This window comes from Nonomuraea dietziae (genome assembly GCF_014195505.1).
GTDB classification, from domain to species: domain Bacteria; phylum Actinomycetota; class Actinomycetes; order Streptosporangiales; family Streptosporangiaceae; genus Nonomuraea; species Nonomuraea roseola.
Genome location: NZ_JACIBV010000001.1, coordinates 5,755,616 through 5,774,185, shown reverse-complemented (window position 1 = coordinate 5,774,185; position 18,570 = coordinate 5,755,616). Strand labels below are relative to the sequence as shown.

General features: G+C 71.8%; 17 protein-coding genes. 10 read left to right on the top strand and 7 right to left on the bottom strand.

Translation table 11 applies throughout. The features are described 5' to 3' along the window. Window positions 1-37: 37 nt before the first annotated feature. From FHR33_RS27635 to FHR33_RS53395, 3 genes are read left to right on the top strand one after another with little or no spacing between them, the layout of a single operon-like run. Window positions 38-1,633, top strand: a complete 1,596-nt coding sequence (locus FHR33_RS27635) for a DHA2 family efflux MFS transporter permease subunit (RefSeq protein ID WP_183653538.1) — start codon at window positions 38-40, stop codon at window positions 1,631-1,633. 14 nt (window positions 1,634-1,647) lie between these two features. Continuing rightward, window positions 1,648-2,793 (top strand): cytochrome P450 family protein, encoded by a 1,146-nt coding sequence (locus tag FHR33_RS27630; protein WP_183653535.1) that lies wholly within the window; start codon window positions 1,648-1,650, stop codon window positions 2,791-2,793. 20 nt (window positions 2,794-2,813) lie between these two features. After that, on the top strand, window positions 2,814-2,879 hold the full coding sequence (locus FHR33_RS53395) for a multicopper oxidase domain-containing protein (protein WP_183660327.1): 66 nt from the start codon (window positions 2,814-2,816) through the stop codon (window positions 2,877-2,879). Here FHR33_RS53395 and FHR33_RS27620 read toward each other — a convergent pair. The 3 genes from FHR33_RS27620 to FHR33_RS27610 all read right to left on the bottom strand — a co-directional run bounded on the left by FHR33_RS27620 (window position 2,876) and on the right by FHR33_RS27610 (window position 6,878). Further along, a complete protein-coding gene (locus FHR33_RS27620) occupies window positions 2,876-5,071 on the bottom strand; it encodes a polysaccharide lyase 8 family protein (protein WP_183653532.1) in 2,196 nt (731 codons plus the stop codon). The genes FHR33_RS53395 and FHR33_RS27620 overlap by 4 nt on opposite strands. A 155-nt stretch (window positions 5,072-5,226) precedes the next feature. Further along, window positions 5,227-5,847: an NAD(P)H:quinone oxidoreductase gene (gene wrbA, locus FHR33_RS27615; protein WP_183653529.1), complete on the bottom strand. Its 621-nt coding sequence runs from the start codon at window positions 5,845-5,847 to the stop codon at window positions 5,227-5,229. A gap of 107 nt (window positions 5,848-5,954) precedes the next feature. After that, entirely contained in the window at window positions 5,955-6,878 is a 924-nt protein-coding gene (locus tag FHR33_RS27610) for a DUF5996 family protein (protein ID WP_183653526.1), read from the bottom strand. Window positions 6,879-7,107: 229 nt separating this feature from the next. Between FHR33_RS27610 and FHR33_RS27605 the strand changes: the two genes are divergently transcribed. Next, window positions 7,108-8,823 (top strand): DoxX family membrane protein, encoded by a 1,716-nt coding sequence (locus FHR33_RS27605; RefSeq protein ID WP_183653523.1) that lies wholly within the window; start codon window positions 7,108-7,110, stop codon window positions 8,821-8,823. Window positions 8,824-8,838: 15 nt separating this feature from the next. Here the strand turns inward: FHR33_RS27605 and FHR33_RS27600 are convergent, their stop codons facing one another. After that, window positions 8,839-9,048, bottom strand: coding sequence for a hypothetical protein (locus tag FHR33_RS27600; protein WP_183653520.1), 210 nt, complete (start codon window positions 9,046-9,048; stop codon window positions 8,839-8,841). Between the two features lie 204 nt (window positions 9,049-9,252). After that, window positions 9,253-9,822 carry a TIGR03086 family metal-binding protein gene (locus FHR33_RS27595; RefSeq protein ID WP_183653517.1) on the bottom strand — a complete coding sequence of 190 codons (570 nt, stop codon included), beginning with the start codon at window positions 9,820-9,822 and terminating at the stop codon, window positions 9,253-9,255. A 59-nt stretch (window positions 9,823-9,881) separates the two neighbouring features. On the opposite strand from FHR33_RS27595, the gene FHR33_RS27590 reads away from it, so the two are divergent. The 3 genes from FHR33_RS27590 to FHR33_RS27580 are packed head-to-tail and all read left to right on the top strand — an operon-like array spanning window position 9,882 to window position 14,809. Further along, the gene (locus FHR33_RS27590; protein WP_312895747.1) at window positions 9,882-12,518 is read left to right on the top strand and encodes a helix-turn-helix transcriptional regulator; all 2,637 of its coding nucleotides are present in this window, start codon (window positions 9,882-9,884) and stop codon (window positions 12,516-12,518) included. A gap of 3 nt (window positions 12,519-12,521) precedes the next feature. Then, window positions 12,522-13,406: an alpha/beta fold hydrolase gene (locus tag FHR33_RS27585; RefSeq protein WP_183653514.1), complete on the top strand. Its 885-nt coding sequence runs from the start codon at window positions 12,522-12,524 to the stop codon at window positions 13,404-13,406. Beyond that, on the top strand, window positions 13,403-14,809 hold the full coding sequence (locus FHR33_RS27580; protein ID WP_312895746.1) for an MFS transporter: 1,407 nt from the start codon (window positions 13,403-13,405) through the stop codon (window positions 14,807-14,809). The genes FHR33_RS27585 and FHR33_RS27580 overlap by 4 nt, the downstream gene beginning before the upstream one ends. Here the strand turns inward: FHR33_RS27580 and FHR33_RS27575 are convergent. Continuing rightward, window positions 14,791-15,945 carry an MFS transporter gene (locus FHR33_RS27575; RefSeq protein ID WP_312895745.1) on the bottom strand — a complete coding sequence of 385 codons (1,155 nt, stop codon included), beginning with the start codon at window positions 15,943-15,945 and terminating at the stop codon, window positions 14,791-14,793. The genes FHR33_RS27580 and FHR33_RS27575 overlap by 19 nt on opposite strands. Window positions 15,946-15,990: 45 nt before the next feature. Beyond that, window positions 15,991-16,164, bottom strand: coding sequence for a DUF3073 domain-containing protein (locus tag FHR33_RS27570; protein WP_183653512.1), 174 nt, complete (start codon window positions 16,162-16,164; stop codon window positions 15,991-15,993). Window positions 16,165-16,240: 76 nt separating this feature from the next. Here FHR33_RS27570 and FHR33_RS27565 point away from each other — a divergent pair, with 76 nt between their 5' ends. The 3 genes from FHR33_RS27565 (at window position 16,241) to FHR33_RS27555 (ending at window position 18,550) form a co-directional block, all read left to right on the top strand. Continuing rightward, window positions 16,241-16,582: an ArsR/SmtB family transcription factor gene (locus tag FHR33_RS27565; RefSeq protein ID WP_183653509.1), complete on the top strand. Its 342-nt coding sequence runs from the start codon at window positions 16,241-16,243 to the stop codon at window positions 16,580-16,582. 172 nt (window positions 16,583-16,754) lie between these two features. Next, window positions 16,755-17,633, top strand: a complete 879-nt coding sequence (locus FHR33_RS27560) for a 1,4-dihydroxy-2-naphthoyl-CoA synthase (RefSeq protein ID WP_183653506.1) — start codon at window positions 16,755-16,757, stop codon at window positions 17,631-17,633. Beyond that, window positions 17,633-18,550: an aminoglycoside phosphotransferase family protein gene (locus tag FHR33_RS27555; RefSeq protein WP_183653503.1), complete on the top strand. Its 918-nt coding sequence runs from the start codon at window positions 17,633-17,635 to the stop codon at window positions 18,548-18,550. Before FHR33_RS27560 ends, FHR33_RS27555 begins: the two co-directional genes overlap by 1 nt. The last annotated feature ends 20 nt before the right edge of the window (window positions 18,551-18,570 follow it).

Below are 18,570 nucleotides of genomic sequence, written 5' to 3'. Positions count from 1 at the left end.
CCTTCATGATGAAGAAGCTTTCTCATGAAGGAGATATATGACTGCTCAGTCTTCGCCTCGCCGGTGGCTCGGCTTGATCGCGGTCACCCTCGGAGTGGCACTGATCGTGGTGGACACCACGATCGTCAACGTCATCGTTCCCTCGATCGTCGGCGACCTCGGCGTCAGCTCCGGCGAGGTCCAGTGGGTGCAGGAGTCCTACGCCATCGTGCTGGCGGCGCTGCTGTTGCTGGTCGGCCGCCTGGCCGACCTCCTCGGCGCCAGGCGCGTCTTCCTCGCCGGTGTCGTCATGTTCGGCGTGACCAGCGTGTTCGCCGCGCTCGCGCCCACCGGAGGGCTGCTCATCCTGGCGCGCTTCCTGCAGGGGGTGGCCGCCGCGATGATCCTGCCGACCTCGCTGGCGCTGGTGAACGCCACCTTCACCGGCAGGGAACGCGGCAGGGCCTTCGCCGTCTGGGGCTCGACGATCGGCGCCGCCGCGGCCGTCGGCCCGCTGCTGGGCGGTGCGCTCGCGGAGATCTCGTGGCGCTGGGCCTTCGGCATCAACATCCCCCTGGTCGTACTGATCTTCCTCGGCGTGCGGACGCTGCTCGCGCCGTCGCCCCGCACCAGCGGGCGGATCGACCTCCCCGGCGCCGTGCTGTCCGTCGTGGGGCTCGGCCTGCTCGCCTTCGCCCTGGTCGAAGGCCGCACCTACGGATGGGTCACGACCGTCCACCCGTTCGACGTCGCCGGCCTGTCCTGGGACCGCGGGCCCTCCCCTGTGCTGGTCTCCCTGCTGGTGTCGGCCGTGGCTCTCCTCGTGTTCGTACGGCGCCAGGCCGCGCTGGGGCGAGGCGGCGGCACGCAGCCTCTGATGGACGTGCGCCTGTTCTCCATCGGTTCCTTCCGCAACGGCAACGTCGCCACGGTGCTCATCGGGCTGGGCGAGTTCGGCATCATGGCGGTGCTTCCGCTGTGGCTGCAGTTCACCCTCGGATACAGCGCGCTGCAGGCCGGCCTCGCCCTGGTTCCGCTCGCCCTGGGCAGCTTCGTCGCCAGCGGCGCCAGCTTCGGGATGGCCTCCGCCCTCTCCCCTCTCGCCCTGGTCCGCCTCGGGCTCGCCCTGGAGGTCGTCGGCCTGGCCGGCCTGGGGCTGATCGCCACCTCCGACAGCGCGTGGTGGCCCATCTCCCTGGCGCTGCTCGTGTACGGCGTCGGCGTGGGGTTCGCCTCCGCCCAGGTCACCAACGTCGTCCTCGCCGACGTACCCGCCGACAGCGCGGGCCAGGGCGCCGGCATCCAGAGCGCCGCCCGCGAACTCGGCTTCGCTCTCGGCATCGCGGTGCTCACCACGGCGTTCTTCAGCGTGCTCGGCACGGCGCTGCACCAGCGCCTCGTCGCCTCCGGCATGCGGGAGTCGCTGTCGGACCAGCACACCGCCGCCGTCACCGACAGCGCGGGGGCGGCCATCGCCCCGCTCGCCGCCGATCCACGCACCGCCGCGGTCGCCGAGGCGGCACAGGCGGCGATGAGCCAGGGCCTGTCCATGGCGGCCTGGCTCGCCGTCGGCCTGCTCGTCCTCGCGCTTGCCGCCACCGCCGCCATCCGCCCCTCCACGGCGACGACCGGCCCCACCCTGACCCACGCCTGAGATCTGGAGCCCACATGCACGACGCACCCCGCCTCGACGACATCGACCCGTTCGCCGCGACCACCCGAGGCATCACCGAGCCCGACCCCGCCCGCACCGCCCTGCGCGCAGCCGGCCCCATCGTGCGGATGGAGGCGCCCGCGGGAGGACCGGTGTGGATCGTGACGGAGGAGGCGCTGGCGCGGCAGGTCTTCGCCGATCCCCGCATCGTGAAGGACCCCGCGTTCGCGCCCTCCGCATGGGACCACACCGCGGGGCTCGAAAGGACCGCAGCCGAGCAGCCGTCCCTCACCACCCTCGACGGCCCCGACCACACCGCGCTACGCCGCGCCCACGCCCCCCTGCTCAACGCCAGGCGCATCCGCGCGCAGTCCGACCGTGTCCACGCCATCGCCAGGGAGCTGCTCACCGAGCTGGCCGCCGAGGGCCCCGTCGTCGACGTGATGGACGGCTTCACCGTCCGCTACCCGCTCACCGTCCTGTTCGACCTGCTCGGCCTGCCACTCGACCTCGTCGGCGAAGCCATGGACGCCTGCCGCCGGATGTCGGCCGACGACCCCGCCGACCAGGGCAGGGCGATCGCCGACCTCGCCGACCTCGCCGCCGCGGGGCTCGCCGACGGCGTCCAGGGCCTGGCCGCCGAGCTGCGCGACCGGGTTCCTCCGGAGACCACCAGGCAGCAGCTGCAGTACCACCTTTTCGCCCTGATCTTCGCGGGTCAGCTCACCACCGACGCCTCCCTGGGCTTCCTGATCGCGCGCGTGCTCGCGGACGACTCCGACCTCCCGTCGGACGACCTCGTCCGCGAGACGCTGCGGCTGAACCCGCCCGCTCCCTTCACCCTCTGGCGATTCACCACCACCGAGATCGAGCTGGCGGGTGCGCGCCTTCCCGCCCGCGCGCCCGTCCTCGTCGACATCCAGGGCATCAACACCGACCCCGCCCGCTCGCCGGGCCCCGACCTGACCTTCGGGGCGGGCCCGCACTTCTGCGTCGGGGCGCAGCTCGCCCAGCTCGAACTGCAGGCGGTGGCCACAGTGCTGCGGACCGACTTTCCCGACGCCCGGCTCACGGTCCCCTTCGCCGACCTCCGGCAGACCTGCCCTGGCAACATCCTCGGCACCAGGCTCACCACTCTCCCTGTGGCCCTGCGCGGCTGACCGCTGGCAGTGTGAACTACATGCTGCACTGCCACAACCTCGAGCACGAGGACATGGCGATGATGGCCGACTTCGAGGTGGTCTAGCCGAGCCGTACGGTCACCGTCGCCGAGCCGCCGCTCAGGTCGGCGGGGCGGGCGAAGCTCAGCGTGAACCCTCTGCCCGTCGCGGAGCCTGTCAGGGAGGGGTGGGCGCCGAGCACCTCGGCCACGGGCCGGTCCCAGGTCACGGTCAGCTCGCTCAGGTCGCAGCGCGGGTCCGACACCGTCAGCGTGGCCGTGCCGTCGCCACCCTCCCTGACCAGGACCGCGCAGGGGCCGGAGGCGGTCAGGCCGCCGACGGCTCCGCCGTTCCAGAAGTTGACGGCGGTGAGCCCCAGCGAAGGGACGTGGACGCCCTGCCTGCCCGCGGTGTTGGCCAGCACGCGCGCCCAGAGGGGGTCGGCGGCGCGGGCCCTGGTCCGCGCCAGGGTGGCGCCCGGCATGAGCAGGTAGACGTAGTCGGCCGAGCGGGGATCGACGCCGTGGTCCAGCCAGAGGGTCACATAGCCCCTGCTCGCCGAGCCGCCCGAGCGGTGTTCGCGCAGGGTGCGCAGGTCGGCGCCGGTGGGCAGGACGTAGCCGCCGTGTCCCTCGAGGTGGGCCAGGCCCGCTTCGAGGGTGAGGTGGGCGTCGCTCCTGCGGTTGTCGACGACGGTCTCGACGGGCACGCCGTCGCGGGCGGTGATGCCCGCCCCCATGCAGACCACCGCGTCATCGAGGAAGAACCACGACTTGAAGGCCTCCATCGTGCTCTCGAGGCCGTAGAGGTGCTGACCGACGGTCGCATACCAGCCGTCGGTGGCGCCGCCCACCCAGCGGGCGGGTGGGCAGGTGTCGCCCCATCCCCTGCCCGCGCCGTCGGGCAGCCGCCGCGTGGAGACGGTGGTGCCGGGCAGCCGGTAGGGGTCGACGGTCTGCCAGAAGGAGTCGGAGTACTGCTCGCCGTGGCCCTCGGCCCACCAGTAGAGCATCCCGGAGCCGGTGTGCCAGCCGCGCTCGTTCTCCCCGTTGCCGTGCTCGTAGTGACCGATCCTGTGGGAGGCCATGCTGAGCCCCGCGCACCAGGCCCGCCTGCGATGGACGGCGCGGGCGCTCATCGGCAGCAGTCGGTGCCCTTCGGGCTCGGGAAGGGCGGGAACCGTGTCGTCGTCGAGAAGTTCGGCGAAACGACCGTCGGTGCGGGCACTGCGCAGCGCCCATCCCTTGACCATGCCCCGCCAGCGGGCCCCTTCGGTGGCGGAGGCCGACTCGCTCAGCAGCAGGACGGCCGAGCCGATGGCGTCTCCCCTCCTGTGGTCGCCGTACGCGCTTCTGCCGATGCCTCTGCCGTTGACCAGGTCCATGCAGAAGCCGTCGTGGACGAAGGGGGCGAACGACCTTTCGACGCTGTCGAGGACGACCCTGCTGGTGACCTCCCACGGCGAGCCGCGCAGCACCGCGAACAGGCACGCGACGCCCGACAGCAGCACCATGCCGTACCCGCCCTGGTAGGGGATGGAGGTGTGCTGGATGAACGAGCCGTCCCTGTAGAACCCGTCGCCCTCGCTGACGTAGGAGAAGACGGGCGACAGCGCCGAGACGGCCTGCGTGGCCTTCACCGGATCGCCCCTGAGGATGGCGAGCAGCAGCCTCACCGTGCACAGGTCCACCCGGTTGGCGCCTGTGCTGTTCCCGCTGTAGTCGGCGAGGAGGCGCTCGGGCACGAAGTGGTCCACCGCGTCGCGCAGCGCCCTGCTTCTGGCCTCCGTCAGGTGCGGCGCGATCAGCACCGCCGCGTCGAGCAGTCGTTTCGGGACGCCGATCTGCCAGTTCCACCAGTTGCCCACAGGGTCGGCGCCCGCCGTGTACACCCTGCGCCGGTAGTGGTCGATGCCGGTGGCGACGGCCTCGGCGAGGCTCTCGTCGCCGGTCAGGCCCGTGCCCTCCATCGCGTAGGCGCGGGCCATCGTCTGGAGCCGCTCGGGTGTGTCGTCGAAGGAGGGGAAGGCCAGGCCTGGCCAGAGCGACGTGCGGGCGGGCGCCATGGTGTCCAGGTATCCGGCCGCCTTCGCCCCCAGCCTGTCGGGCCTGCTCCTGAAAGGCGCGGCCGTCACGTCCCGCCACTGGCGGCGCAGCAGCGCGAACGACTCGGGCCAGGTGTGCTCGGCGGACGCGCGGGCGCCGCTCGCGGGAAGCGCCGTTCCCACCGCGGCGATGCCGCCCAGCTGGAGAACCGATCGCCTGGAGTATCCGCCCACGCCTGGGATTATCGAGCATCACCGGAAGCGGTCAGGTCGCCTCCCGTGGCGGAGGCGCCGGCCGGGAGGTAGGCGAAAGCCCGGGACCCCGCCGCGGAGCCCGGGTCGCCGGGGGCCGCGGCGGGGTGGGGCCGGCGCGTGTGACCAAGGGGAGGTCACGCGGCGGAGGAGAGAGTCTTCGTGGCGCGGGCGAACCTCAGCACCCGCTCGGTCTGCACGCGGGCCGCGGCGCGGGTGACCTCGTCCACGGCGTGCGTGCCGCCCTTGTCGCAGTGGGAGGTGCCGTACGGGTTGCCGTCGGCCCACTTGTCGGGGTGGGTGTAGCCCGGCGGGACGATGACGCCGCCGAGGTGGATGAAGGTGTTGTACAGGGCGAGCAGGGTGGACTCGTGCCCGCCGTGCGCGGTGCCGGTGGAGGTGAAGCCGCTGTAGACCTTGTCGGCGAGCAGACCCTGGCTCCACGGTCCGCTCAGCGTGTCGAGGAACTGCTTGAGCTGCGAGGAGATGTTGCCGAACCTCGTGGGCGAGCCCATGAGCACCGCATCGGCCCACACCAGGTCGTCGGCCGTGACGAGGGGGACGTCGGCGGTCGCCGCGGCATGGGCGGCCCAGGCGGGGTTGGAGTCGATGGCGGACTGCGGGGCGAGCTCGGCCACCCTGCGCAGCCGCACCTCGGCACCCGCCTTCTCCGCGGTCTCGGCCATCTCCTGGGCGATCGCGGCGATCGTCCCCGTGGCGGAGTAGTAGACGACGGACAGGTTCACGGGCGTGTTCACGATGACTCCTGAGATGAGGACCAAGCGAGAACACCGACGATATAGTCACAATTCTTTACTGTCAAAGACAATGACTATTTCTTGGATGGCAGCGGCACCCGCAGGGGTCATGACTCCTCGAGGTAGGGGTCGGTGACGCCCTCGATCCTGGGCACCAGCGCCTCGTCGCAGCCGGTCAGCGCGGCGCCGGCCCGGTAGGCGCTCTCCAGGAAGCCGAGCACGGTGGCCACGGGGTCGTCGCTCTGCCTGGCGTCGTCGTACTTGAGTATCGCCAGGTGGCTCCCCCTGGACGGGACCCAGACCGCCCAGTCGGGCCAGAGCGGCTGCTCGTCCAGACCCTTCGGCTCGGGCGCGGTGTAGGAGTAGAACGCGGGCCACGGCCGCTCCTCGTCGCCGAACCAGAACCCCGCGCTGATCACCTCCCAGCTGTAGGCCTCCCTGGTGACCGCGTCGCTCTCGCGCGGCACGCTGACCACCCTGCCGGTGAAGCGCGTGACGGCGAGGTCGAAGGTGTGCCAGAAATGGTGGACAGGGCTGGTCTTGCCGGTGAAGTCGGCGGCGTAGCGCTCCAGCACCTGCCCGACCTGCGACAGGACCGTCCAGTAGCGGGTGACGAGCACGGGGTCGTAGGCCGCGTGCTTGGCGTCCTGCGCGAACGGGGTGCTGTCGGTCATGTCGTACGGCACCGCCAGGATCTCCACCGCCACCCCGAAGTCGTCGAGGACCTGGAAGAGGTTGGCGTAGAAGTCGGCCACCGACTGCCCGATCAGCGAGAACTCCGCGCTGCGCCCGTCGGCCTTGTCGACCACCAGCCGATGCCTGACCAGGTCGAAGTCGATGCTGAACGGCTCAGGCAGCCCCATCGGCCTGGTGGTCAGACCACGCCCCGTGAGGTGGAAGGGCACGTTCCACCAGTGGTTGCGCCGCGTGCTCGCGGCCAGCCGTACCTTCCCCACGATCTGCGCGAATCTGTGGACGGTGTCCTTGGTCTCGAGCCAGTCCTCGTAGGGCATGGCGGGAAAGAGCTCCATGCGCACATGCTGCCCAGCCGCCATTCAAGGGGAACGTCGCATTTAGGGGTTTTTGTCGGAGTTCATGCCAAGGGCAACCGACGTTAGCCCCCACCCCCTGAAGCTCACCTGTGCCACGCCACTTTTCGCCCGATCAGGCATAGCGCAAGTCAAACCTCTCCTCGCAAATCCCGACATTCAGCGCTTTCGCCGTGCACAGGGGCATGAACGCGATGGGGGAGGGATTGGCATGTTGAAGAGGATAACCAGCGATCTTGCACTGCTCGTGGCCCGCATCGTGGTCGGCGTCATCTTCATGGCGCATGGGCTGCAGAAGTGGCAGGGCGGCCTGGAGAACACCACTGCCATGTTCTCGCAGCTCGGCGTGCCCAGCCCACAGCTGGCCGCCGTGTTCGCCACCGCTGTCGAGATCATCGGCGGGGCGATGCTCATCGTCGGCCTCGGCGTACGGCTGGCGGCGGTGCTCCTGTTCGCCGACATGGTCGGCGCCGGGTATTTCGTCGAGAGCCGCGGCGGGTTCTTCAACAGCACGCCGAGGTGGGAGCTCGTCGTCGCTCTCGCCGCCGCCTGCCTGTTGCTGATGGCGCTGGGTGGCGGCAGGCTCGGCCTGGACGGACTGCTGCACCGCTCTCGCCTCAGGCGCAGGGACCGCAGGGAGACCGAGGCAGCGGCGACCGCGGCCGCGGCGGCGACGGCGGAGCCGCGCGGCTCCGTGATCGTCTCGCACGCCTCGGACGAGCCGGGAGCGCCCCCTACACACCCGGCCACCACTCAGCCCGGCGCGACCGCCGCACAGCCCGGCGCAACCGCACCGCCGGGCGCGACCGGACAGCCGGGCGCCGAGAAGACGCTCACCGACACCACCGCCGAACACCACGGCCCCGCACGCGACACCTGGGACGCCGAACGAGAGGACACCGACTTTCACACCGGCGACAGGGGCGCGCCCTCCGGTTCCTCCTCGGGATCGGGCACCGAACCCGCGGACAACGACTCCGACACCGAACGCTCGCCCTTCGCCCCCGGCTCCGACCCCTCGAACGCCGACGCGGACGCCGAGCGGCCACCCCTCGCCTCACACCCAGAACCGGGCTCCGACCCCGACGAGAAGCCAGGCGAAAGAGCCGGCGAGAAGCCGGGTGAGAAGGGGTCGGGGTCAGGGTCGGGCCACAGTCCCTCCGTCATGGGCGTGGCGGGGATGGCGGGCATGGCCGCGGGCGTCATGAGCATGTCGGCGCTCTCCAGTGACGCGAACCCGGGTTCCGGCGGCGCGAACACCGAGCCCGGCGACGCGAACACCGGGTCGGGCGACGCGAACGCCCGCCGCGAGCCCGACGACCGCTTCCACGACGCGGGCGACCCGGCCCACGACACCATCGGCGAGATCCCTCACACCGAGGACGACACCTCGCGGAGCACGCTCTCCGAGCAGAGCGCCTCGGGTGAGAAGGACCCCGCACACGACACGAGCAGCCCGATCTACGACTCGCTGATGGGCTCGCCGCCTCGCATGGCGCCCGACGAAGGGCGCCCGAGCTGGCTGGACGAGCCAGGAGGTCCCGACCCCGCCATCGGAAGCGACGCCTACGCCGCGAACGACAGCGAGAACGAGACAGGGAACGCCACGAGCGGCCGCCTGGAGGGCGAGGACCTCCGATCGGCCGACACGGAAGGGGATGAACCCGGCATGGCCGAGGACGAACGGATCTCCGAGCCCCAGCCGCTCGACGCCCTGCCCAACAACGGGCCCGAGGACGTCGCACCCGAAGGCGCGCCGGAGCCGTCGCTGGGCGGGCACTCCGTGCCGGCACAGGGCGGAGCCCCCGAGCCTGCGGACGATGACGAGCAGGCCCGCAGGTCGGAGCTGGAGGAGCTGCGCGCGGAGGTCGACCGGCTGAAGAGTGAGCTCGCCGCGGTCAGGCGCAGGCTGGGGGTCGGCGGATAGGCGTGTCGGAGGGGGTCAGCCCCCTCCGGCACACCGGAGCCGCAGCTCGTCGACGAACTCGGGGGACGGCTCGGCGGCGGGCTCCCTGGGCTGGGTCTGCGCCGGGTCGTCGACGGGTTCCTGGCCCGGCAGGTCCATCGGCGGGACCGAGATCCGCCTGCCCGCCCGCGCTCGCCGCTCGGTGGTGCGGGCGGGACCGGTCCTGCCCGGATGTCGCAGTCGCATGAGAGCCCTCTCCTCCTGTCAGGTTCCGCGGGGGCGCAGGAGAGAACATCCTGCTTCCCCCGGAAACGACGTCGTCGTCCCTGAGCTACCTGTCTAGCGGGGCCTCGCACGGGATTACGCGCGTGCGGAGAAGATCCCGTTCGCCGCGTGTCGGGAGGAAAGGCAGGTGCTGTCGGGAGGAAGGGCAGCCGGAGGGCGGACGGCTCAGGCGGTCCAGCGGGGGTCGCGGCCGAGGTAGCGCAGCAGGTCCGCCACGTCGTCGTCGCCGTCCTCCCTCGCGAGCTCAGCGGCGTAGACGCCGTAGGCCCGCAGCGGCTCGATGTGCTGCTTGGCGATGTCCAGCAGCTCACGGGCCATGGCGGGGGTCAGGGGCGACGGCTGCCCCGTGGCCATCGCGATGTCCCACGCGTGGACGGCGGCGTCGAGCGCGCAGGCGCCGATGCCCAGCGTGTAGGTCATCGTGTTCGGCGGCACGGGAACGGGCACCTCCTGCGCGTCGGGAGAGACCGTGGCCCACGCGTCGGCGGAGGCCTTCATCGCCTGCTCGGCCACGACCTCGGCGGCCTCGGACAGCGTGCCGGACGGGGCGAAGGGGTTCTCCGACGGCATCGGGCCGCCGGTGATGAAGGCGGCGTAGCCGATCTGGTCTCCCGCCGCGTGCTGGAGCACCTGGGTGACGTTCCACTCGGCGCAGGGGGTGCGCAGCTCCCAGCCGTCGGCGGGGACGTTGCGGACGACGGTACGAAGAGCCTCGTGTGCCTCGTTCAGGATCATGTCTCCATTATAGCAGAACGGAACACTCCATTCCAGTATTTGCCTCTAGGCTCGGTCGCGTGCGTCAGAAAGACAACCTGTACGGCAGAGCCGACGAACAGACGACCATCTCCGACACCCTGGCCGACGCGGCCAGGGGCGAAGGCCGGGCGCTGGTCGTCAGGGGCGAGGCGGGCATCGGCAAGTCTGCCCTCCTGGAGCGCGCGGCCTCAGCGGCCAAGCCGATGCGGGTGCTGCGCGCCACGGGAACCGAGAGCGAGTCGGGCCTGGCCTTCGCCGCGCTCCACCAGCTGCTGTGGCCGGTCACCGGCCGCCTCGACGCCCTCCCCGAGCCGCAGCGCGACGCGGTGGCGGGCGCGCTGGGGCTGGCCGCGACCAGGAGTGACGACAGGTTCCTCGTCTCGGCGGGCGTGCTCTCCCTGCTGATCGAGGCGGCGGCCGACCACGGCCTGCTGGTCGTCGCCGACGACTTCCAGTGGATCGACAGGGCCTCGGCCGACGCCCTGCTCTTCGCCGCCAGGCGGCTGGGCAGCGAGCGCATCGCGATGCTGCTTGCCGTACGGGGTGAGGCGCCTACCCCCGGCCTGCCCGAGCTGTCGCTGAAGGGACTCGACCAGGACAGCGCCACCGCGCTGCTCGCCGAGCGCGCGGCGCCGGCGCAGGAGGTCGGCGCGCGGCTGGTGGAGCTGACCGGAGGCAACCCGCTGGCGCTGAGGGAGACAGTGGAGCTGCTCACCCCCGACCAGCTGGCGGGCAGGGCCGCGCTGCCCGAGCCGCTGCCGGTGGGCGCGGGCATCTTCGGCGAGCAGGTGCGGAAGCTGCCCGGCGACACCAGGCGGGCGCTCCTGGTGGCCGCGCTCGAGAACGGGGGCGACCTCGGGCTGGTGCTCGACATCGCGGGCGCCGAGGTGCACGCGCTGCGTCCCGCCGAGAACGCGGAGCTGGTCACGGTCGGCTCGGCGATCAGGTTCAGGCATCCGCTGGTGCGCTCGGCCGTCCACGCGGCGGCGAGCGCCGCGGACCGGCGCGAGGCGCACCTGGCGCTCGCCGCGCGCGTGCGCGACCCCGACAGGCGCGCCTGGCACAGGGCGGCGGCCACCGTCGGGCAGGACGAGGAGGTCGCCGCCGAGCTGACCGCCTCGGCGGAGCGCGCCAGGGAGCGCGGGGGTTACGCCGACGCGTCCGCCGCGCTGGTGCGGGCGGCTGAGCTGACGCCCGACCCCGAGGCCCGCGCCGTACGGCTGGCGGCGGCGGCCACGTCGGCCTGGCTCGGCGGCCGTCCTGGCCAGGCGGAGAGCTGCCTGGCCGAGGCGAGGTCGCTCGCCGAACGCCCCGAGTTCGCGCAGCTCAGGGGCAGGTTCGAGCTCAACTCGGGAGACGCGGCCGAGGCGCTCAGGATCCTGCGCACCGGAGAGAGCCTCGAGATGCTGGCCGACGCCTGCGAGGCGGCCTCCTACGTGGGCGACGTCGAGGCGCTCGTGGAGCTCGGCCGCCGCGCCGAGGCCTTTCCCGAGAGCTTCCTCCGCGACGTGGTCGCGGGCATCGGCGCGATGCTGGGCGGCGACAGGGACAGAGCCGCGGTGATGCTGCGCAGGGCGCTGGAGCGCAAGGGAGAGCTGCGCGAGGCGGCCCAGTTCCTGTGGGCCTGTGCGGCGGCCTCCTACCTGGGTGAGTCCGACTCCGCCGCCGAGCTGGTCGCCATGGCGGGCCGCGCGGCCAGGGTCTCAGGCATGGTGGGACAGCTGCCCGTCGTGCTGGAGTTCGTGGCGACGGCCGAGCGCATCGAGGGCAGGTTCGCCGACAGCGCCGCGATCGCCGAGGAGGGCCTGGAGCTGGCCCGCGAGGCCGGATACACCAACTCCGTCGCCGCCCACCTGGCCAACCTCGCGGCGGTCGCGGCGATCCAGGGCAGGGAGGACGACTGCGCGCGCCACGCCCACGACGCGCTGGCGATCGCCATCCCCCACCGCCTCGGCCTGAGGGCCAGCATCGCCCGCTACGCGCTGGGCCTGCTCGACCTGGGCATGGGCCGTTACGCGGCGGCCCACGACCGGTTCGCCTCCATGGTCGCGGCGGGGCCTCCGCCGACGGTGTGGCGCTCGACGCCTGACAGGGTGGAGGCGGCCGTGGGCTGCGGCGACCTCGACACGGCCCGCGCGGCCTTGGCCGCCTACGAACGCTGGTCGGCCCCCGCGGGCACGCCGCAGGCGAGGGCGCTGCTCGCCAGGTGCAGGGCGCTGACCGGCGACGACACCGCCTTCGAGGAGGCCATGGCGCTGCATCCCGAGGGCTTCGAACGCGCCAGGACCGCCCTGCTGTACGGCGAGCGCCTGCGCAGGCTGCACCGTCCTGGAGAGGCCAGGTCGCACCTGCGCTACGCCGCGGAGACGTTCGAGCGGGCGGGGGCCGAGCCGTGGGCGCGCAGGGCGCACGACGAGCTGCGAGCGGCGGGCGAGGCCAGAACCAGTCCGGACAGGGACGTGTTCGCCGCTCTGACCCCGCAGGAGCTGCGCATCGCCAAGCTCGTGGCAGGCGGCGCGTCCAGCAAGGAGGTGGCCGCCCAGCTCTTCCTCAGCCCGCGCACGGTCGAGTACCACCTCTACAAGATCTATCCGAAGCTGGGCGTCACCTCACGTACTGAACTGGCACTAGTAGTCCTACGGATGGCGGGCGAGTCCGCCCACGGCATGCTCTGACTCATGCAAAACGACATCTTCACCGAAGAGTTCGGCGACAGCGCCCACCAGCCCATCCTGCTCATCGCCGGCTCCATGTCCCAGGGACCCGCCAGCTGGCCCGACGCGTTCGTCGGCCGCCTGGCGGCGGGTGGACGCAGGGTGATCCGCTACGACCACCGCGACACCGGCCGGTCCGCGACGATCGACTTCGCGACCGACCCCTACACCTGGCACGACATCAAGAACGACGCGCTGGCCGTCCTCGACGCGCACGGGATCGACGCCGCGCACGTGGTCGGCCACTCGGCGGGCGGAGTGCTGGCCCAGTGGATCGCCGTCGAGCACCCCGAGCGGGTCATGACGCTGACCACGATCGGCTCCTCGCCGCTCGGCAGGCAGGAGGGGCTCACCGTCATGCGAGCCCTGATGGGCGAGGAGCAGCCCGAGGGCAGTCTGCCTCCGCCCACCAAGGAGTTCGTGGAGTTCTACCGGAAGCTGATCACCTCTCCCCCGCCCTCGACCAGGAAGGAGCAGATCGACTTCCAGCTCGCCGAAGCCAGGGTGCTGGCGGGCGGGTTGCCGATCGACGAGGAGGAGGAACGCCGCCAGGCCGAACGGCTCCACGACAGGGCGCGTGACCTGTCGGCCCTGGCCAACCACCGGCTCGCCGCGGCGGCGGACATGACCTTCGAGCCGGTGGGCGTGCTGCACACCGTCAAGGCCCCCACGCTGGTCGTGGAGGGCACCCACGAGCCCGCCAAGCCGGGCCACGGCGCGCTCATCGCCGAGGCCATCCCCGGGGCGGAGCTGCTGATCGTCGAGGGCATGGGGCACATGCTGACCCCTCAGGTGCACCAAACCCTGGCCGATGCCGTGCTGAGGCACACGGCTACTGTGCGAGGGTGAGCCATCGCCGCCGGATGCTGGTGCTGGCGATCTGCTGCATGAGCCTGCTGATCGTCAGCCTCGACAACACGGTGCTCAATGTCGCGCTGCCGGCCATGCGCCGCGAGTTCGACGCCTCGGTCTCGGGTCTGCAGTGGACGATCGACGCCTACACCCTCGTCCTGGCCTCGCTGCTGATGCTCTCGGGCTCCACGGCCGACAGGTTCGGCCGCCGCATGGTCTTCCAGCTCGGCCTGGTGCTGTTCACGCTCGGCTCGCTCCTGTGCAGCCTCGCCCCCAGCCTCGGCTGGCTGGTGGTCTTCAGGATGATCCAGGCCGTGGGCGGCTCCATGCTGAACCCGGTGGCGATGTCGATCATCACCAACGTCTTCACCGATCCGCGCGAGCGCGCCAGGGCCATCGGCGTCTGGGGCGGCGTGGTCGGCATCAGCATGGCGGCCGGCCCGCTGGCCGGCGGCCTGCTGGTGGACACGCTCGGATGGCGCGCCATCTTCTGGCTCAACCTGCCGCTCGGCATCGCAGCCCTGGTGCTGACCATGCTGTTCGTGCCGGAGTCGAAGGCGCCCACGGCCCGCAGGTTCGATCCCGTCGGGCAGTTGCTGGTGATCGTGCTGCTGGGCTCGCTCACGTACGGGATCATCGAGGCGCCATCCGCGGGCTGGACCTCCACCCTCATCCTCTGCTGCCTCGGGCTGGCGGGCGGCTCGCTCGCCGCCCTGCTGCTGTACGAGCCCAGGCGCGCCGAGCCGCTCATCGACCTGCGCTTCTTCCGTAGCGCGCCGTTCAGCGGCGCCACGGTGATCGCGGTGTGCGCGTTCGCGGCGCTGGGCGGGTTCCTGTTCATCAACACGCTCTACCTGCAGGACGTGCGCGGCCTGTCGGCGCTGCACGCGGGCCTGTACATGCTGCCCATGGCGGGAGTGACGCTGGTCGTCGCGCCGCTGTCGGGACGCGTCGTCGGCAGCCGAGGGCCCAGGCTGCCCCTGCTGCTGGCGGGGATCGCCATGCTGGCAAGCGGGGTGCTGGCCGCCGGATTCGGGGCCGAGCGCTCCGACCCGCTGCTGTTCACCTCCTACGTCCTGTTCGGCATCGGCTTCGGGATGGTCAACGCTCCCGTCACCAACACCGCCGTCTCCGGCATGCCCCGCGAGCAGGCCGGAGTCGCCGCGGGCATCACCTCGACCAGCCGTCAGGTCGGCACCTCGCTGGGCGTCGCGGTGATCGGCTCGATGATCGCCACCACCGGCCATCCCGAGGCCGCGGGCGACCCCGCGTGGTGGATCATCGCGGGCTGCGGCGCGGCGGTGCTGATCGTCGGCCGGCTCACCACAGGCGCGTGGGCCACGAGGACCGCCGAGCGTACGGCGACCCGCATCGCGGGCGCTCAGACCGTGCGCTCGTAGCCGACCAGGCAGCACGCGCTCGCCAGGCAGGCGGCGCACACACCCCCCATGACCAGCGGGTACCCGGCGACCTGGGCCAGCGCGGCCGCCGCCAGCGGGGCGAAGGCCTTGGCCACCGTGATGGGCAGCGCGAGCGCGCCGCTGAGAGTGGCGTAGACGGCCGTGTCGTAGCGGTCGGCCAGGAGCGCGGGGCGCGCGAGGGTGCCGACGCCGAACCCCAGGCCGAACAGCACCACGGCGCCGACCGCCCCCGGCACCGTACGGCCGACCAGGGGAAGCAGCGCGGCGGCCAGCCCCTGCAGGCCGAAGACCGCGGCGGCGACCAGCGCGGTCGGCCAGCGGGTCTGCAGACCGGTGGTGACCAGGCGTCCCGTGACCGACAGCACTCCGAGCAGCCCCGCCACGGCGGCGGCGAACAGCGGCGAGTGGCCCATGGCGATCAGGTAGGTCACCAGGAGCACGCCGACGACGGCGACCGCGCCGGTGTGCGTCAGGAAGGCGGCGGCCAGCAGCCAGAACGGCCGCTCGCGGATCGCACCCCTGACGTAGCCGGACGACGGGCGCGTGGCCGTCCTGTTGCGCAGCGTCAGCCAGTGCAGCGGCACCGCCAGCAGGCCGTAGCCCACGCCGAGCACGACCAGGGCGGTGCGCCAGCCGTACCTGTCGACGAGCAGGCCGGTCAGCGGTAGGAAGATGCTGGAGGCGAATCCCGCCACGATCGTGACCGCCAGCAGCGCCCGCGCCCTGCTCTCGACCGGGTGCCAGGCCACGACCACGGCGAAGGCGGCCTCGTAGAGGACCATCGCCGAGGACAGGCCGACGACCGCGAGGACCAGGTACAGCTGGACCAGCGTCGTGACCTGTGACCAGGCCAGCAGCGCGGCCGCCCCCAGCAGCGAGCCCACCGTCATCAGGCCCCGGCCGCCCCTTGCGTCGAGCACTCGCCCGACCAGCGGCGCGACCAGGCCTGACACCAGGACGGCGAGCGTCAAAGCGCCCGCCACCTGAGTGATGCTCGCTCGCAGCTCCACCCGCATGGGGGGGAGGAAGACCGAGTAGGCGTAGTAGAGCACGCCATATCCAGCGGTCTGGGTGACGGCCAGCGCGGCGACCATCTGCCCGGCTCGGGCGATCACACCAGGTTCCTCCCCGGCTGACCGCCCGTCATGCAGTGAAAAGCGTCACCCGGAGGACGTCGTCGCCGAATCGCGCGACGGCTCCGCGGACCCCGCGTCACTCCTCGTCGAGTCGGCGCCGAGCTCCTCGCGCAACCGCTCATAGTCGATGTGGTGGTTGGTGTACTTCAGCTCGCGAGCGACCTTCGTCTGCTTCGCCTTGGCTCTGCCTCGCCCCATGGCTCCACTCCCTCGATGCCCGCCATCATCCTATCAAGTTGAAGAATTGTGCAACTCGGTATATTACGATAGTCGCATGCCCGTTCCGCTGTACCAGGCCAAGGCAGATTTCTTCCGCACGCTCGGGCATCCCGTGCGCATCCAGGTTCTAGAGCTCCTTCGAGAGGGTCCACGACCCGTCAGGGACCTGCTCACTGAGATCGAGATCGAGGCCTCCAGTCTTTCCCAGCAACTAGCGGTGCTACGCAGAGCCGGGATCGTGAACGCCACCCGAGACGGAGCGACCGTCGTCTACGAGCTGTCGAGCCCCGACCTGGCTCACCTGCTCGTCGACGCCAGGCGCATCCTCACCGACATGCTCGCGGGCCAGGGCGAACTGCTGGCCGAGCTGCGCGCCGAGGGCCGCAAGGTGGGTTAGCCGGCGATCCGGCGCCGTGGAACCCTGCGGGAACGCGGCGCGGTAGCCGTACGGAGGCCACCTCGTGCAGGCCGGTGGCCTCCCGCACGGCCGCGCCGGCGTGGGGCCCGCGCTGCACCGTCGCTGGAGCGGGCCGAAGAGGCGAGCGGCAGATCCGTTAGGCTCTTGACCCATGGTCTCCGAGCTGTTCGACCCCAAGGCCTGGCAGGTCGTCGAGGGTTTCGACTTCACCGACATCACCTACCACAGGGCCGTCGACCAGGGCACCGTGCGCATCGCCTTCAACAGGCCCGAGGTGCGCAACGCCTTCAGGCCGCAGACCGTCGACGAGCTCTACCGGGCCTTCGATCATGCCAGGCAGACCACCGACGTGGGCTGCGTGCTGCTGACCGGCAACGGCCCCTCCCCCAAGGACGGCGGCTGGGCCTTCTGCTCCGGCGGCGACCAGCGCATCCGCGGCAAGGACGGTTACCAGTACGCCGACGGCACCCCGGCGACGGGCCGGCTGCACATCCTCGAGGTCCAGCGGCTCATCCGCTTCATGCCGAAGATCGTCATCTGCGTGGTGCCCGGCTGGGCCGCGGGCGGCGGGCACAGCCTGCACGTCGTCGCCGACCTCACGCTGGCCAGCGAGGAGCACGCGCGCTTCAAGCAGACCGACGCCGACGTCGCCAGCTTCGACGGCGGCTTCGGCTCGGCCTACCTGGCCCGCCAGGTAGGCCAGAAGTTCGCCCGCGAGATCTTCTTCCTCGGCGACACCTACACCGCGGCCGACGCCCACAGGATGGGCATGGTCAACGCGGTGGTGCCGCACGCCGAGCTCGAGGCGACGGCTCTGGAGTGGGCTCGCAAGATCAACGGCAAGTCGCCCACCGCGCAGCGGATGCTGAAGTACTCCTTCAACCTCATCGACGACGGTCTGGTCGGCCAACAGGTGTTCGCGGGCGAGGCCACCCGTCTGGCCTACATGACCGACGAGGCGGCCGAGGGCCGCGACTCCTTCCTCGAGAAGCGCGAGCCCGACTGGTCCCCCTTCCCCTGGCACTTCTGATGATCGAGGTGCCCGCCGAGCTGGCCGCCTCCCATCTGAGGTACGCCGACGACGCGGGCCCCGAGTGGACCGCCGCCGTGCCCGCGCTGGCCGAGCACTTCCTCGGCAGGTGGGAGCTGCGGCCCGACGGCCCCGCCATGCACGGGGTGGTCTCGCTGGTGCTGCCCGTCGTGCGCCCCGACGGCACCCGCGCCGCGCTCAAGCTCCAGCCCGCCACCGAGGAGAACGTCGGCGAGGGCCCGGGGCTGCGCGTGTGGGCGGGCGACGGCGTGGTCCGCCTGCTCGACGAGGCGACCGTGCCCTCGCCGTCCTCTCCGCACCAGGCCAACGCCCTCCTGCTCGAACGGCTCGAAGGCAGGCGCTCCCTCGAGGGGATGCCCGACGTCACCGAGGCGCTGGAGATCCTCACCGGGCTCCTCGCCCGCCTGGTCGCCCGTCCCGGTCCCGAGAGGATGCGCACGCTGGCCGACATCGCCGCGGACATGCTGGAGGAGACACCTGAGCAGGCGCGCAGGGCGCACCCCGACGACCTGCCGTGGATCGAGCGGTGCGCGGCGGCGGTCCGCGAACTGGCGGGCGAGGCGGGAGACCGGCTGCTGCACTGGGACCTGCACTACAGCAACGTCCTGGCCGGCGAGCGCGAGCCGTGGCTGGCCATCGATCCCAAACCGCTGGTGGGCGACCCCGGCTTCGAACTGCTGCCCGCGCTGCGCAACCGTTGGCCGTCCACCGACGTGCGCGGCACCCTGCTGCGCAGGTTCGACCAGATGGTCGAGGGGCTCGGGCTCGACAGGGACAGGGCGGTGGGCTGGACACTCGGCCGCGTCCTGCAGGACGCCCTGTGGGACCTGGAGGACGGCGAGAGCAGGATCGACCAGAACGAGGTCGCGATCGTCGAGGCCCTGCTGAGCCGGTAGGGGTTGACTCACGCCAGACG

Excerpts from the sequence above, each read along its gene's own strand:
- FHR33_RS27605 (WP_183653523.1), top strand. The coding sequence starts at position 7,108 with ATGTTGAAGAGGATAACCAGCGATCTTGCACTGCTCGTGGCCCGCATC.
- FHR33_RS27635 (WP_183653538.1), top strand. The coding sequence starts at position 38 with ATGACTGCTCAGTCTTCGCCTCGCCGGTGGCTCGGCTTGATCGCGGTC.
- FHR33_RS27555 (WP_183653503.1), top strand. The coding sequence starts at position 17,633 with ATGATCGAGGTGCCCGCCGAGCTGGCCGCCTCCCATCTGAGGTACGCC.
- FHR33_RS27600 (WP_183653520.1), bottom strand. The coding sequence starts at position 9,048 with ATGCGACTGCGACATCCGGGCAGGACCGGTCCCGCCCGCACCACCGAG.
- FHR33_RS27610 (WP_183653526.1), bottom strand. The coding sequence starts at position 6,878 with ATGGAGCTCTTTCCCGCCATGCCCTACGAGGACTGGCTCGAGACCAAG.
- FHR33_RS27630 (WP_183653535.1), top strand. The coding sequence starts at position 1,648 with ATGCACGACGCACCCCGCCTCGACGACATCGACCCGTTCGCCGCGACC.
- FHR33_RS27565 (WP_183653509.1), top strand. The coding sequence starts at position 16,241 with ATGCCCGTTCCGCTGTACCAGGCCAAGGCAGATTTCTTCCGCACGCTC.
- FHR33_RS27585 (WP_183653514.1), top strand. The coding sequence starts at position 12,522 with ATGCAAAACGACATCTTCACCGAAGAGTTCGGCGACAGCGCCCACCAG.
- FHR33_RS27560 (WP_183653506.1), top strand. The coding sequence starts at position 16,755 with ATGGTCTCCGAGCTGTTCGACCCCAAGGCCTGGCAGGTCGTCGAGGGT.
- FHR33_RS27570 (WP_183653512.1), bottom strand. The coding sequence starts at position 16,164 with ATGGGGCGAGGCAGAGCCAAGGCGAAGCAGACGAAGGTCGCTCGCGAG.
- FHR33_RS27595 (WP_183653517.1), bottom strand. The coding sequence starts at position 9,822 with ATGATCCTGAACGAGGCACACGAGGCTCTTCGTACCGTCGTCCGCAAC.